Source organism: Xenorhabdus budapestensis (assembly GCF_002632465.1).
Lineage (GTDB): Bacteria > Pseudomonadota > Gammaproteobacteria > Enterobacterales > Enterobacteriaceae > Xenorhabdus > Xenorhabdus budapestensis.
Window position 1 is genome coordinate 1 of the sequence record NZ_NIBS01000018.1, and the last position, 14,644, is coordinate 14,644.

The following is a 14,644-nucleotide window of genomic DNA, read 5'->3' on the forward strand; positions in this document are numbered from 1 at the left end:
GTCCTTGCTGTAGGCGCCGACATCGGCGGCGGTCAGGGTAATGTCATTGACCAGCTCTTTATCATTGACACGGCGGGGTAACGGCACTTTGCTGTCCGCCACTTTCATGACCTGTGCATCACCGTCTTTGATCCGCGCATCGGTTTCGTCCTTGCTGTAAGCGCCGACATTGGCGGCAGTCAGGGTAATGTCATTGACCAGCTCTTTATCGTTGACACGGCGGGTCAGAGGCACTTTGCTGTCTGCGGCTTTCAGGGCCTGTTGAGCTTCATTCAATGCTCGCTGGGCTTCATGCATAGCCTTCTGGGTTTCCTGCATGACTTGCGCATCGCCGTCTTTAATCCGGCTATCGGTTTCGTCCTTGTTGTAGGCGCCGACATCGGCGGCAGTCAGGGTAATATCATTGACCAGCTCTTTGTCGTTGACACGGCGGATTAACGGCACTTTGCCGTCCGCGGCTTTCAGAGCCTGTTGAGCTTCATGCATAGCCTTCTGGGTTTCCTGCATGACTTGCGCATCACCGTCTTTAATCCGGCTATCGGTTTCGTCCTTGCTGTAGGCCCCAACATCGGCGGCAGTCAGGGTAATGTCATTGACCAGCTCTTTGTCGTTGACACGGCGGGTTAACGGCACTTTGCTGTCCGCCACTTTCATGACCTGTGCATCACCGTCTTTGATCCGCGCATCGGTTTCATCCTTGCTGTAGGCGCCGACATCGGCGGCAGTCAGGGTAATGTCATTGACCAGCTCTTTGTCGTTGACACGGCGGGTTAACGGCACTTTGCTGTCCGCCACTTTCATGACCTGTGCATCACCGTCTTTGATCCGCGCATCGGTTTCATCCTTGCTGTAGGCGCCGACATCGGCGGCAGTCAGGGTAATGTCATTGACCAGCTCTTTGTCGTTGACACGGCGGGTTAACGGCACTTTGCTGTCCGCCACTTTCATGACCTGTGCATCGCCGTCTTTGATCCGGCTATCGGTTTCATCCTTGCTGTAGGCGCCGACATCGGCGGCAGTCAGGGCAATGTCATTGACCAGCTCTTTGTCGTTGATACGGCGGGTTAACGGCACTTTGCTGTCCGCCACTTTCATGACCTGTGCATCACCCTCTTTGATCCGCGCATCGGTTTCGTCCTTGGTATAGGCGCCGACATCGGCGGCAGTCAGGGTAATGTCATTGACCAGCTCTTTGTCGTTGACACGGCGGGTTAACGGCACTTTACTGTCTGCGGCTTTCAGGGCTAATTCATTAGCTGATTTCACGGCTTTTGATGTTGCTGCATGGGCTTCACTGTTACTGTCTACAGCATTACTTAAGATAACAAATCCTTTGTTTTTCAACGTAGCATCTGGATGGTTACGGCTTTCTGCATGGTCTCTGATTTTGTCCCTTACGTATCTGCGAGTTGCTAAGCCAGAAAATAATTCTTCAAACGAACCTATCAAATTTATGTTATCAATAGGTAAAAGCATACGAATTGTTTGTTCATGCATCTGTGATTTGTACAGTTCAGCACAGTTTCCGATGGCAACTAGTGTACCACTTTTATCAAACAGGCCTATTTCACGGATCCACCAGCTACCCTCATCTTCTGGGAGTATCTGTTCAATAACAATTTGGTTAGGATTTTTAGGATCAATGAATAATCTGTCAATTTCTGCGCGATGTCTTTCATTAATCAATTGAGTTTGATTAGCATTAGGCGTTGGCAAATTTCCGTCGCCAACTGCCATATGTGTAATTTCAAACTTGTTACCTGAGGTTGCAGCGTCTTCCAGCTTATTGGCGCCTGAATCTGTCAATAATGAAAAATATTTCGTACTCATGTAATCCCCTTATTTATCAATGTCAAGTCAATGGAATAATTCACAAACCTGCCTGTTACGACACAAGTCCCTGTAGCATTTGCTTGAGCTATAACAGCAGACTGTTTAATGAGCTCATTGTTTTGGTAAACATGTGTTCGTGGAGAAATGTAGGCAGGTCATGCCTATATGAGACATACATTGCATCTGCAAGATAAAGCGGATTAATTATCTGAAAATTCAAATTAAATCAAAATAATGAAATTTGTCAGAAACGAAAAAACCGACATAGTGTCGGTTTTTGTCAGTAAATGATGTGTATCACTGAGTGGATTATTCTTTCATCTCTTCTTCTATTTTTAGCAAGGTGATTTTCACTTTGTTAATGCGATGACTAGTGATTTCCAGTGGTTCAAAAAGATAATCGCCAATTTGTAGTTGTTCCCCTTGTTGTGGAATATGTTGTAAATGTTCCATCAACAGGCCTGCTAGTGTTTGGTATTCGCGTTTTTCATCCAGTGGCAGTGGAACATAAAGTATCAGATCATCCAGTGGCATAAATCCATTGGCAATCCAATGCCCTTCTTCTGTGACCTGAATATCATGGCGAGCATCAATCTCTCCACTACCTACAGGCAAGTTTCCTGTGATGGTTTCCATTACATCTGTGACTGTGACAATACCTTCAACAGAGCCAAATTCATCAACAACAAAAGCAAAGTGAGTTTGTGCCTGACGGAACTGTTCTAACGCCTGAAGTAAAGAGAGAGATTCAGGGAAAATCAAAGGTTGTTGTACTAATTGCCGCAAATTAGATGTCTTATGAGTGAGTTGTTGATTAAGGATATCAATTACATGAACCACACCCAGCGGTTCATCACTAGTTTTTTCATCCGTGACAACAATCCGAGTATGTGGTTTTTGCTCCAGAAATATAGCCAGTTTATCAGTAGGTGAGTGAACATCAAGGTAAACCACGTCGTGGCGTGAGGTCATAATACTGCTGACTGTACGTTGTGCAAGACTAAAAACGCGGGCAATCATTTGCCGTTCTTGTGGTTCAAAAACTTCTTTGTGCTTTTCATGATCCGCGATCAAACTGGAGGTATGATTATCCAAATCCGCACTTTCACGTCTGCCATTTAAAATATGGAGGACAGCTTCTGCGGTTCTCTCACGCAGTGAGCGGGAAGCACTCAGGAATTTGCGACGATTGAACTGGGAGAATTGATTTAGTGCTTCGATCATAATGGAGAAGCCAATAGCGGCATAAAGATAGCCTTTGGGTATTTTGTAGCCAAAGCCTTCGGCTACCAGGCTGAAACCAATCATCAGTAGAAAACTGAGACACAGTATCACGATGGTAGGATGGGCATTAACAAACTTTGTCAGCGGCTTACTGGCCCATATCATCAGGATCATGGCGATGATGACCGCAGTAACCATGATGCCAATATGATTCACCATACCTACAGCGGTAATAACGGAATCCAGTGAGAAAACAGCATCTAAGACAATAATCTGTACGACAACTGCCCAAAAACTTGTTCCTTTACGTTGTTGATTGGTATGCAGGATTTTTCCTTCCAGCCGTTCATTCAACTCCATTGTGGCTTTAAATAGCAGAAACATTCCCCCTATCAGCATAATTAAATCACGGGCACTGAATGGGTGATCCCACAAGGTTAGCAATGGTGTTGTCAGAGAAATAAGCCAAGAGAGGCTGAATAGTAAGAGCAACCTCATCAAAAGAGCGCAGGACAAACCTGTGAGACGAGCTTTATCCCTCTGTTTTTCAGGAAGTTTATCTGCCAGAATGGCAATAAAGATTAAGTTGTCAATACCGAGAACAATTTCTAAAACGATAAGTGTGGCCAGACCTGCCCATATCGTTGGATCAGCGATCCATTCCATATAGTTTATTTTACCTTTTTAGTGTGACGGCTTGTGCCGACCTCTGAATAATGAGGATTGATTGCCAAAATATCAATAGGCGATTTATTACAGTTGGAAATTTTTTCAGCAAAAAAACAGTATCACAATATCGGTTGCATCAATAACTACCCCCGATACCCATTCCTGAGTTAACATGTGATCTCATTAACAAATTGTCTACTATATTTTGTTGTACGCGATATTGTTACATGTACAACATTTTGATAGGTAGCAAGTCATTATCAGACGGGAGTTATTCATGTCCAAGCAACAGATCGGTGTTGTCGGTATGGCGGTTATGGGACGCAATCTGGCGTTGAATATTGAAAGCCGTGGTTACTCTGTATCTATTTTTAACCGCTCCAGCGATAAAACTGATGAAGTTATCGCTGAAAATCCAGGGAAAAAATTAGTTCCAAGTTATTCCATTGAAGAGTTTGTCGATTCGCTGGAAAGGCCACGTCGTATTCTGTTAATGGTTAAAGCAGGTGAAGCTACGGATAAAACCATTGCATCTCTGACGCCGCATTTGGATAAGGGTGACATTCTGATCGATGGTGGCAACACCTATTTTCAGGATACTATCCGCCGTAATCGTGAATTATCCGCTCAAGGTTTTAACTTTATTGGTACAGGGGTTTCCGGTGGTGAAGAAGGTGCATTAAAAGGCCCTTCAATTATGCCGGGTGGTCAGAAAGAAGCTTATGAACTGGTTGCACCGATTTTGAAAGAGATCGCTGCTCAAGCAGATGGTGAACCTTGTGTGACTTATATTGGCCCGGATGGAGCAGGTCACTACGTAAAGATGGTTCATAATGGTATTGAGTATGGTGATATGCAGCTAATTGCTGAAGCTTATTCTTTGCTGAAACATTCACTGAATCTGAGCAATCAGGAACTGGCAGATGTATTCAATGATTGGAATCAGGGTGAGTTGAGTAGTTATCTGATTGAAATTACCTCTGATATCTTCAATAAGAAAGATGAAGAAGGTAAATATCTGGTAGATGTGATCCTGGATGAAGCCGCTAATAAAGGGACTGGTAAATGGACTAGCCAGAGTTCTCTGGATCTGGGTGTTCCAGTAACGTTGATTACTGAATCTGTCTTCGCGCGTTACATCTCTTCTATGAAAGATCAGCGAGTGGCTGCATCTAAAGTTCTGTCAGGGCCAGAAGCCCAGCCATTTAAAGGTGATAAGTCAGAATTTATTGAGAAAGTTCGTCGTGCTTTGTATTTAGGCAAGATCGTTTCTTATGCGCAAGGTTTCCAACAGTTGAAAGCATCTTCTGATGAATACAATTGGGATTTGAACTACGGTGAAATTGCCAAGATCTTCCGTGCTGGTTGTATTATTCGTGCGCAATTCCTGCAAAAAATTACGGATGCTTACAACGAAAACCAGGATATTGCTAACCTGTTGCTGGCACCTTACTTTAAACAAATCGCTGATGAATATCAGCAAGCTCTGCGCGATGTTGTTTCTTATGGTGTACAGAATGGTATTCCAACACCAACTTTCTCTGCGGCTATCTCTTATTACGATAGCTATCGCTCTGCCGTTTTGCCTGCCAACCTGATTCAGGCACAGCGCGACTATTTCGGAGCGCATACCTATAAGCGTATCGATAAAGAAGGTGTGTTTCACACTGAATGGTTATCATAATAGTTAGATATCTATAATAAATATTCAACTTTCAAAATGATGGGGTGCTGAGTTTTCAGCACCTTTTTGTAACAGAATTTTTTAATAAACAACATATAAGGAAATGATCTCTATCTCACCAACCATTCAGCAAATTGCGCCAGCCAGTGAGCCATATTTGCATCAAAAGCATGATGCATCACAATAATGCAGATAACCACCAGCCCAATTATTACCAGAACAAAAATATTATTCATAGAATAATCACCTATTTCGTCTGGTTAAATTATAGCAAAATATAAATTTTGTTTAAGTTTTTCTGGTTAACTGGAGAGTATTCTAAATGTGACTAACTCCGGTATGGCGATACCTGAGCGCCCTCCGGTGGCGTTTTGAATGTTTAATCCTGTATTTGACTCATTTTAAAATAAATTTTTATTTTTTTAGGTTTAGTGAATTTCAGTTTATTTTTTAATCCTACACTGGAGGTTATTGATGTGAGTCAAAATTACTGATGCAGATAAGTGACAAATTATAAATCACTTCTCTTACATCAGGATTTGAGATACCTCAGTAAAATCTAAGGAGTTCTTAATGGCAATATCAACTTTCTTTATCCCAGCAGTGAATAAAATCGGTATGGGATGCTTGAATGAAGCCGTTGAGTTAGTGAAAACTTATGGCTATAGACAGGCCTTGATTGTCACTGACCATGTGCTGAACGAGATTGGTGTTGTTGGGAAAGTTCAGAGGTTATTGACTGATGTAGGGATAAAAAGTGCAGTTTATGATGGAACGAATCCGAACCCAACTACGATCAATGTTGAACAAGGGCTGGCTATTCTGCGTCAGCATGATTGTGATTTTGTAATTTCTCTGGGTGGTGGTTCACCACACGACTGTGCAAAAGGTATTGCGCTGGTTGCCGCAAATGGTGGTGATATCCGTGATTATGAAGGTGTTGATCGCTCTGCGAAACCCCAATTACCGCTGATAGCAATTAATACTACAGCAGGGACAGCTTCCGAAATGACGCGTTTTTGTATCATCACAGATATAGATCGCCATATTAAAATGGCAATTGTGGACAAAAACGTGACTCCAATCTTATCAGTCAATGATCCTGCATTGATGATTGGAATGCCAAAAGGGCTGACAGCTGCGACGGGTATGGATGCATTGACTCACGCGATTGAAGCCTATGTATCTATAGCAGCTAACCCGATCACTGATGCCTGTGCGTTAAAAGCGGTAACAATGATTAGCCGCTATTTGCGCCGTGCTGTTAAAGATGGTAGTGATGTGGAAGCGCGTGAAAATATGGCTTATGCCCAATTCTTAGCGGGTATGGCATTCAATAATGCTTCTTTGGGTTATGTTCACGCGATGGCGCACCAGTTAGGTGGTTTTTATGACCTGCCACATGGTGTCTGTAATGCGGTGTTATTACCTCATGTACAGCGCTTTAATGCCAAAGCCGCAGCATCTCGCTTGAAAGATATTGCTGCTGCGATGGGAGCCAATGTTGCGAATGTCGATGATCAAGAGGGTGCAGAAGTATGTATTCAAGAGATCAGTCGGCTGGCAAAAGATGTCAATATCCCGGCGGGATTAGCTGAGCTGAATGTTAAAGCAGAAGATATCCCAACATTGTCAGCTAATGCCTTAAAAGATGCTTGTGGTTTCACCAATCCGATTCAGGCATCACATGAAGAGATTGTTGCTATTTTCGAAGAGGCAATGTAGTGATTCATAACATTTTTTATTCATAAAATTTTTCATAAATTCTGCCATCTTCTCTGGTAAGGGTAAGATTTAGTAAAAAGCCACTTCGTTTTATTAAGATAAATTAACGAAGTGGCGGTATTTTCGAACTTTGATTCCTATTCAGAAAACTATTCTTTAAAGGTTATTCCTTAATTGAATGCCTTTTTTGCAATTGGCGGATGACACAACTGAGATCCAAATCTTGATCTTGTAGTAACACTAACAGATGATAAATCAAATCCGCAGCTTCATTGATGAGCTCTTCTTTATCATTAACGGTTGCTGCTAATGCGGTTTCTACACCTTCTTCTCCCACTTTTTGCGCAATGCGTTTTGTCCCACTGGCGTACAGACAGGCAGTATAGGAGTTATCCGGGGACGCATTTTTTCGACTTGCTATTAACTGTTCCAGTTGGTAAAGAAAACCCCATTCTGTTTGTGCGGAAGCAAAACAGCTTTCAGTGCCTTTATGACAGGTTGGGCCGATAGGGTTGGCAAGGATAAGGAGAGTATCGTTATCACAGTCAGGGTGAATTTCAACTAATTCCAGAAAATTGCCGGAGCTTTCACCTTTAGTCCATAACCGTTGTTTAGTGCGCGAGAAAAAGGTAACTTTGCCTGAAATTAGCGTCACATTCAGTGCTTCCTGATCCATGTAACCCATCATCAACACTGTGCCAGATACTACATGTTGCACAATAACGGGCATGAGGTTATCGACTTTTTCCCAATCTAATTTTTTGATTTCTTGTTGTGTTAATGGCGGTATTGTTAACATGTTCTTATTTCAACCCCTTGTGCTGCCAGATACTGTTTCAGTTCACCAATGTTGATGATCTGTTTGTGGAAAACGGAAGCGGCTAAAGCACCATCAACATTAGCTATTTTGAAGGCGTCCAGAAAATGTATTGGATCACCTGCACCACCGGAAGCGATTAAGGGCACAGAACAGGCTTCTCGAACTAGTTTAAGCTGGGTGAGATCATAACCACCACGAACCCCATCCTGATTCATCATGTTCAGGACAATTTCACCTGCTCCACGTTGTTGTACTTCTTTGACCCAATCTAATGTTTGCCATGAAGTTGCGATGGTGCGTTTTTCATCTCCGGTAAATTGATACACTTGATAGCTATTGCTCTTTTCATCAAACCATGTATCGATACCGATCACGACACACTGAACCCCATAGCGATCCGCCAGACGGTTAATTAAAGAAGGATCTGCCAAGGCAGGGGAATTAATAGAAATTTTATCTGCACCGAATGATAAGATTTGCCCTGCATCTTCGACGGTTTTGATCCCACCAGCAACGCAAAAAGGGATATCGATCACTTCGGCTACTTTCGCAACCCAGCTTTTATCGACTATACGGCCAGCAGAAGAGGCGGTGATATCGTAAAATACCAGTTCGTCTGCACCTTCCTGGGCGTAGCGTTGTGCAAGGGGAACGATATCCCCAATAATCTCATGATTACGGAATTGCACCCCTTTAACCACTTGTCCATCGCGTACATCAAGGCAAGGGATTATGCGTTTTGCCAACATTGAATAGCCTCTCTCAGTGTGAATTTTCCTTCAAGTAACGCACGACCAACAATCACACCTGTAACACCAGACGCAGGTAGGGGAGAAATATCGGCAAGACTACCGATTCCTCCGGATGCTTGAAATGCGACTTGTGGATAGCGTTGACTGATTTCCTTATACAGTGAAATATTAGAACCACTCAGTGTGCCATCACGGGAAATATCGGTACATAGGACATGCTTTAGGCCAACAGAAAGATATTGTTCAACAACTTGTTCAAGTGTGACCTTACTGTTTTCCTGCCAACCACTGATGGCAATTTGTTTAACACTATCTGTATTGATGCGGATATCCAGTGCCAGCACTATGGCTTCTGCTCCGTAATCTTGAAACCATTGTTTAACTAATTCTGGCTGGGTGACCGCCATTGAGCCAATAACTATCCGACTTGCTCCTGCTTCAAAGAGCGCTTTGACATCGTTTTCTGAGCGGATGCCTCCACCTACTTGTACTGGAATGGAAACGCCCGCCAGTAGTTTACGTAACAATGTGATTTGGCGTTTGGTGGGATCTTTTGCTCCGGTCAAATCCACCAGATGTAATAGCTTGGCACCTGTTTGTTCATATTCCTGTAAACGGGATAAGGGAGAATTTCCATAATCCCGGCGTCGGTCATAATCACCCTGATGCAAACGCACAACGTTGCCATCAATTAGATCTAATGCAGGTATAATCATGCGATTACATCTCCAAAAAGTTTTTCAATAGCTGTGCCCCTGCCGCGCCGGAGCGCTCAGGGTGGAATTGCACACCAAAAAAATTGTTTTTTGCAATTGCACTACTGAATGGATTGCCATAATTCGTTTGAGCAATGGTGTATTCGCCAATAGGTAGGGCATAACTGTGTACGAAATAAAAATAGGCATTATTTTTAATATTGTGGAACAAGGGATGTTCGGCGAGAACGTTAACTTGATTCCATCCCATATGTGGTAATGGCAAATCAGAAGTTGCCATTTTTCTGACAGAAGAATGGATTAATTTGAGTAATGGGATATTGCCACCTTCTTCGCTGATTTCAGCCAGAAGTTGCATACCCAAACAGATCCCTAATATCGGCTGAGTGAGAGAAGTGATCAGGGAGATCAATTTTCGTTGTTGAAGTTGATCCATTGCGGCAGTAGCTGTGCCTACACCTGGTAAGAACAGTTTCTCGGCTGATTTAACAATATCTGCATCACGACTGATTACAGGTTCATAGCCTAACCGACGAACAGCATAGGTAACCGAAGCAAGATTGGCACAGCCTGTATCCAAAATAACAACTTTCATCATCATTTTCTCTTATAAGACACCTTTAGAGCTGGGCAAAGTGTTGCCTTCTATACGGATAGCTTGTCTTAGGGTACGGCCAAAAACTTTAAACAGACTTTCGGCACGATGGTGATCGTTCTTACCTTTCGTTTTCAGGTGTAAGGTACATCCCATTGTATAAGAGAGGGAGCGGAAAAAGTGTTCGATCATCTCTGTGCTTAAATCCCCGACGCGTTGGTGTTTAAACTCAGCTTTATATTCGAGGTGTGGTCGGCCGGAAATATCCAGGGCGCAACGGGCAAGACATTCGTCCATTGGAAGCGTAAATCCGAAACGGGCAATACCACGTTTATCACCTAATGCTTGTTTCAGAGCTTCCCCCAACGCAAGGCCGGTGTCTTCAACAGTGTGATGATCATCAATATAAAGATCACCATCAACTTGAATGTTCATGCGGAAACCACCATGAGTGGCGATCTGATCCAGCATATGATCAAAGAAACCGACACCGGTATTAATGCGACTCTCTCCTTCACGATCCAACCAAATTTCAATATTGATCGCAGTTTCTTTCGTTTTACGATTTACGCTGGAATAACGATCTTTACGGGTCAACTGTTCACAAATAGCTGACCAGCCCTGTGAATCAGCTTGATAATGAATACTTTGTATTCCCATCTTTTGGGCTAATTGCAGGTCAGTTTCCCGATCACCAATCACATAACTGTTTTTGTCATCCATAACACCATCTGCCAGATATTTCTCGACCAAGCCGAGTCTTGGTTTGCGGCAATCACAGTTATCTTCCGGTTTGTGAGGGCAGATTAATACCTCTTCAAACTGAATACCTTGTGAGGTAAGAACTTGCATCATCAGATTATGAGATGGTTCAAAATCAGCTAGTGGAAAACTGTTTGTACCTAATCCATCCTGATTAGTGACCATAACCAGTTTGTAACCGGATTTTTGCAGGGTCAGCAGAGCAGGGATCACTCCAGTCTCAAATGCCAGTTTATCAAGGCGATCAACTTGATAATCAGTTGGTGGTTCAGTAATCAATGTTCCATCGCGATCAATGAAAAGCAATTTCTGGCTCATGGATTTTCTGTTTCCTGTACTTGTTGAGTTTGTTTGCAAAGAGTAGCAATGGCATTGACAAGTTGCTCACATTCACTACGGCTGCCAACAGTAATACGTAAGCAATTTTCTAACCCTGGTTGTTTTTGTTGATCGCGCAGGATAATGCCTTGATCCCATAATGTTCTGAATACTAATTCAGCATTGGTGAATCTCACCAGAATATAGTTAGTTCCACTGGGGAATACCTTTTCCACTAATATCAGTTCATCAAGTGCTGCTTGTAGATAAGCACGATTAGCAATAATTTCTTCTACCCGGTTTTGCATTGCTTGAATGCCTGTTGCAGTTAACGCTTGTGCTGCGATGTCTGCAACAGGCGTAGCAAGTGGATAAGGAGCAATCACTTTCAACATTAGCGCGATAATATCGGCAGAAGCCAGAGTAAATCCACAACGTAGCCCTGCTAAAGCAAAAGCTTTCGAGAGGGTTCGCAAAATCACCAAGTGTGGATACTCTTTCAGCCAGTGAATGGTACTATTTTGCGGGCTGAATTCGATGTAGGCTTCATCAATGGCAACAATGGCATGATTGCGGGCAAGTTCGAGGATCTGGCGTAATGCAGCGGGGTCAATCAGATTACCTGTTGGATTATTCGGGTTGCAAATATAGATCAATTTGACGCGATCCAGATTACTTTGGATTGCTGGAATATTTGGCTGCCAGTCAGTACTGCTGAGGATCTTTTTCTGCTCGACACCGAAGGTTTCAGCACTGACACTGTACATACCATATGTTGGAGGGCAAAGCAGAATGGCATCTTTACCCGGTTCGCAGAAAACGCGGATCAGCAGTTCTATGGATTCATCAGCTCCACGGCTGACAAGCACTTGTTCTGGTTGCAGGTCTGTGTAATCTGCATAACGCTGAATAACCGTTACAGGTTGGCACTCAGGATAACGGTTGAGAGTTTTTTCCGAGAATTGAAAATCAGGAGCGGTGTGATATTCGTTGGCATTTAACCAAATATCACCATTGCCACCCAGACGACGGGCTGACATATAAGGGACTAATTTGCGGATATTTTCTCTTGCCAGTGAATTGACATCAAAAACAGTGCTCATTATTTCTCCTTAAGCTTTGGGCTACGTGTCGGCGTTGTCTGTATATTTGTACTGTTCAGAGCAGCTATGCGTAATGTGACCGCATTCTTGTGTGCAGTGAGTTGTTCTGTCTGTGCTAGTGTTTCTATGGTTGGTGCAAGGTTTTTTAAACCTTGTGGCGTGAGTTTCTGAACTGTCATTCTTTTCAGGAAATCAGCCAAACCGAGGCTTGAATAGGTTGAGGTATAACCATAAGTTGGTAATACGTGATTTGTACCGGAAGCATAATCTCCCGCAGATTCAGGCGACCAGTCGCCAAGGAAAATGGAACCAGCATTGGTGATTTTATCTACAATCTGTTCTGGTTGCCGTGTTTGGATGATCAAATGCTCAGGGCCATATTGGTTACTGATTGTCACACATTGGTCAATATTAGCAGTGACAATGATACGGCTGGATCGTAAGGCCTGAATCGCGATTTGTTGACGTGGCAGTGTGAGAAGTTGTTTCTCAATTTCACGAGTGACCTGTTTGGCATAATTTTCGTCAGGTGTGACCAATATGACTTGGGAATCTGGGCCATGTTCTGCTTGTGAAAGTAGGTCTGCTGCTGTAAATGTGGGGTTAGCGCTATTATCAGCAATTACCAGTATCTCTGAGGGGCCAGCGGGCATATCAATGGTTGCACCATCAAGGTGTTGGCTTACTTGTCGTTTGGCTTCGGTGACCCATGCGCTACCTGGGCCAAAAATTTTATCCACTTTAGGGATGGATTCTGTACCAAATGCCATTGCTGCAATGGCTTGAGCACCACCAATCTGAAATATTTCGCTGATACCGCATAATTGGGCAGCATAGAGTATTTCATCAGCAATCGGTGGTGGAGAGCATAAAATTACCTTACGGCACCCTGCGATACTGGCAGGTGTTCCGAGCATCAGCACAGTGGAAAGTAATGGCGCGGAACCTCCGGGGATGTATAGCCCTACTGAATCAATTGGTCGTGTAATTTGTTGGCAGTACACACCGGGTGTGGTTTCTACTTCAACCACTGTTGGTTTTTGTGCTTCATGAAACAGGCGGATATTGTTCATGGCCTGTTGCATGGCCTGCTTGATTTCTGATGTCAGGCGTTTGGTTGCGGCGTTAATTTCATCTACAGAAATTTGGATGGTATTAACTGCGATATTATCGAAACGTTGACTAAGCTCCCGTAATGCTTCATCTCCGCGTTCTTTGACGGTTTCCAGGATCTGTTTTACCGTACGGGCAACATCTTCAGATGCGGCAACAGCGGGGCGGGTCAGCAGTATTTGCTGTTGCTTTGGCGTACACTCTTGCCAGCGAATGATGGTGTTAAAATCAGCGGCATTGCTCAAAGTTATATTAAGATTGGCACTCATCAAGGTTACTCCATCATCTTTTCAATGGGCAAAACAAGAATGGAACTGGCACCCAGTGTTTTGAGTTTTTCCATCGTTTCCCAGAATAGAGTTTCACTGCTGACCATGTGCATGGCGACACGGTTTTGAGCTCCGGCTAGTGGCAAAATAGTTGGGCGCTCTGCGCCCGGCAGTAATGAAATAATTTCTTCTAACTTGTCACTTGGGGCATGTAGCATGATGTATTTGGACTCACGAGCCTGAATGACACCTTGAATGCGGATCATTAACTTATCAATGAGTTGTTGTTTGGTTTCTGGCATTTCACCATCACGCTGGATCAGACAGGCTTTTGAACGATAGATAACTTCAACTTCCCGCAGACCGTTTGCTTCCAATGTTGCACCAGTTGACACCAAATCACAGATGGCATCGGCCAATCCTGCCCGGGGCGCGACTTCAACAGAGCCATTGAGAAGACAGGGTTTGAATTGAATGCCTTTTTGATCCAGGTAGCGTTTTAATAGGTGTGGGTAAGAGGTGGCGATACGAGAGCTTTGCAAACATTCCACGCCAGTATAGTCATAATCAAGAGGGGCGGCGAGAGAAAGGCGGCAACTACCAAAATCAAGGCGGCGCAGTGTGGTATATTGTGGGCTATCTCCCTGTGCGCAACGGCTAAGTAGTTCTTCTTCAAGTACATTTTCACCAACAATACCTAAATCGACAACACCATCCATTACAAGGCCGGGAATATCATCGTCGCGGACACGTAGGATATCAATGGGCATATTTTCTGCGAATGCGATCAGGCGCTGTTGTTGTAAATGAATTTTGATGCCACAGCGCGCCAGTAATGTCTGGGAGTCATCACTCAAACGGCCTGATTTCTGCATAGCTATCCGTAATCGAGTTTTATCTAACATGTTATGTCTACCCTATATCAATATATAAATTTAAAACTTAGGTAACTCGGAATCTGTTGGGCATAAAAAAACCCTCGGAAAATCTTCCGAGGGTTTTTTATCGTATTCATACCACCGGAAGAGTTATTAAACGTCTTCCAGCACACAACAGCCTGA

General features: G+C 43.6%; 13 protein-coding genes and 1 other annotated feature (1 of these 14 cut by a window edge). Of the genes, 2 read left to right on the forward strand and 11 right to left on the reverse strand.

Annotation, left to right across the window (positions count from 1 at the left end):
* Together Xbud_RS14320 and Xbud_RS14325 are read right to left on the reverse strand one after the other, a co-directional pair.
* Positions 1–1,830, reverse strand: a 1,830-nt coding sequence (locus Xbud_RS14320; protein ID WP_099136689.1) for a phage tail protein, incomplete at its 3' end; no start/stop codon positions are given.
* 312 nt (positions 1,831–2,142) lie between these two features.
* Positions 2,143–3,723, reverse strand: coding sequence for a TerC family protein (locus Xbud_RS14325; RefSeq protein WP_099136690.1), 1,581 nt, complete (start codon positions 3,721–3,723; stop codon positions 2,143–2,145).
* Positions 3,724–4,003: 280 nt separating this feature from the next.
* Between Xbud_RS14325 and gndA the strand changes: the two genes are divergently transcribed.
* Positions 4,004–5,410 carry an NADP-dependent phosphogluconate dehydrogenase gene (gene gndA / locus Xbud_RS14330; protein WP_099136691.1) on the forward strand — a complete coding sequence of 469 codons (1,407 nt, stop codon included), beginning with the start codon at positions 4,004–4,006 and terminating at the stop codon, positions 5,408–5,410.
* 110 nt (positions 5,411–5,520) lie between these two features.
* On the opposite strand, the gene Xbud_RS20945 is transcribed toward gndA, so the two are convergent.
* A complete protein-coding gene (locus tag Xbud_RS20945) occupies positions 5,521–5,646 on the reverse strand; it encodes a hypothetical protein (protein WP_280176113.1) in 126 nt (41 codons plus the stop codon).
* A gap of 337 nt (positions 5,647–5,983) precedes the next feature.
* Between Xbud_RS20945 and yiaY the strand changes: the two genes are divergently transcribed.
* Positions 5,984–7,135 (forward strand): L-threonine dehydrogenase, encoded by a 1,152-nt coding sequence (gene yiaY / locus Xbud_RS14335; protein WP_099136692.1) that lies wholly within the window; start codon positions 5,984–5,986, stop codon positions 7,133–7,135.
* A gap of 163 nt (positions 7,136–7,298) precedes the next feature.
* Here yiaY and hisIE read toward each other — a convergent pair whose 3' ends face one another.
* From hisIE to hisG, 8 genes are read right to left on the reverse strand one after another with little or no spacing between them, the layout of a single operon-like run.
* On the reverse strand, positions 7,299–7,934 hold the full coding sequence (gene hisIE / locus Xbud_RS14340) for a bifunctional phosphoribosyl-AMP cyclohydrolase/phosphoribosyl-ATP diphosphatase HisIE (protein WP_099136693.1): 636 nt from the start codon (positions 7,932–7,934) through the stop codon (positions 7,299–7,301).
* Positions 7,928–8,704, reverse strand: a complete 777-nt coding sequence (gene hisF, locus Xbud_RS14345; protein ID WP_099136694.1) for an imidazole glycerol phosphate synthase subunit HisF — start codon at positions 8,702–8,704, stop codon at positions 7,928–7,930. The genes hisIE and hisF overlap by 7 nt, the downstream gene beginning before the upstream one ends.
* Positions 8,686–9,423, reverse strand: a complete 738-nt coding sequence (gene hisA, locus Xbud_RS14350) for a 1-(5-phosphoribosyl)-5-[(5-phosphoribosylamino)methylideneamino]imidazole-4-carboxamide isomerase (protein ID WP_099136695.1) — start codon at positions 9,421–9,423, stop codon at positions 8,686–8,688. The genes hisF and hisA overlap by 19 nt, the downstream gene beginning before the upstream one ends.
* Before the next feature lie 4 nt (positions 9,424–9,427).
* Positions 9,428–10,018, reverse strand: coding sequence for an imidazole glycerol phosphate synthase subunit HisH (gene hisH / locus Xbud_RS14355; protein WP_099136743.1), 591 nt, complete (start codon positions 10,016–10,018; stop codon positions 9,428–9,430).
* Between the two features lie 12 nt (positions 10,019–10,030).
* Positions 10,031–11,098: a bifunctional histidinol-phosphatase/imidazoleglycerol-phosphate dehydratase HisB gene (gene hisB, locus Xbud_RS14360; RefSeq protein ID WP_099136696.1), complete on the reverse strand. Its 1,068-nt coding sequence runs from the start codon at positions 11,096–11,098 to the stop codon at positions 10,031–10,033.
* Positions 11,095–12,201 carry a histidinol-phosphate transaminase gene (gene hisC, locus Xbud_RS14365; protein ID WP_099136697.1) on the reverse strand — a complete coding sequence of 369 codons (1,107 nt, stop codon included), beginning with the start codon at positions 12,199–12,201 and terminating at the stop codon, positions 11,095–11,097. Before hisC ends, hisB begins: the two co-directional genes overlap by 4 nt.
* Entirely contained in the window at positions 12,201–13,583 is a 1,383-nt protein-coding gene (gene hisD, locus Xbud_RS14370; protein WP_099136698.1) for a histidinol dehydrogenase, read from the reverse strand. The genes hisC and hisD overlap by 1 nt, the downstream gene beginning before the upstream one ends.
* A 5-nt stretch (positions 13,584–13,588) precedes the next feature.
* Entirely contained in the window at positions 13,589–14,488 is a 900-nt protein-coding gene (gene hisG, locus Xbud_RS14375) for an ATP phosphoribosyltransferase (RefSeq protein WP_099136699.1), read from the reverse strand.
* 62 nt (positions 14,489–14,550) lie between these two features.
* Positions 14,551–14,644: a sequence feature (His leader region), on the reverse strand; it runs 29 nt beyond the window's last position.

What these genes read in the sequence shown, in the direction of transcription:
- gndA (WP_099136691.1), top strand. Translation starts at nt 4,004, where the DNA reads ATGTCCAAGCAACAGATCGGTGTTGTCGGTATGGCGGTTATGGGACGC.
- Xbud_RS14325 (WP_099136690.1), bottom strand. Translation starts at nt 3,723, where the DNA reads ATGGAATGGATCGCTGATCCAACGATATGGGCAGGTCTGGCCACACTT.
- hisH (WP_099136743.1), bottom strand. Translation starts at nt 10,018, where the DNA reads ATGAAAGTTGTTATTTTGGATACAGGCTGTGCCAATCTTGCTTCGGTT.
- hisD (WP_099136698.1), bottom strand. Translation starts at nt 13,583, where the DNA reads ATGAGTGCCAATCTTAATATAACTTTGAGCAATGCCGCTGATTTTAAC.
- Xbud_RS20945 (WP_280176113.1), bottom strand. Translation starts at nt 5,646, where the DNA reads ATGAATAATATTTTTGTTCTGGTAATAATTGGGCTGGTGGTTATCTGC.
- hisF (WP_099136694.1), bottom strand. Translation starts at nt 8,704, where the DNA reads ATGTTGGCAAAACGCATAATCCCTTGCCTTGATGTACGCGATGGACAA.
- yiaY (WP_099136692.1), top strand. Translation starts at nt 5,984, where the DNA reads ATGGCAATATCAACTTTCTTTATCCCAGCAGTGAATAAAATCGGTATG.
- hisA (WP_099136695.1), bottom strand. Translation starts at nt 9,423, where the DNA reads ATGATTATACCTGCATTAGATCTAATTGATGGCAACGTTGTGCGTTTG.
- hisC (WP_099136697.1), bottom strand. Translation starts at nt 12,201, where the DNA reads ATGAGCACTGTTTTTGATGTCAATTCACTGGCAAGAGAAAATATCCGC.
- hisB (WP_099136696.1), bottom strand. Translation starts at nt 11,098, where the DNA reads ATGAGCCAGAAATTGCTTTTCATTGATCGCGATGGAACATTGATTACT.
- hisG (WP_099136699.1), bottom strand. Translation starts at nt 14,488, where the DNA reads ATGTTAGATAAAACTCGATTACGGATAGCTATGCAGAAATCAGGCCGT.
- hisIE (WP_099136693.1), bottom strand. Translation starts at nt 7,934, where the DNA reads ATGTTAACAATACCGCCATTAACACAACAAGAAATCAAAAAATTAGAT.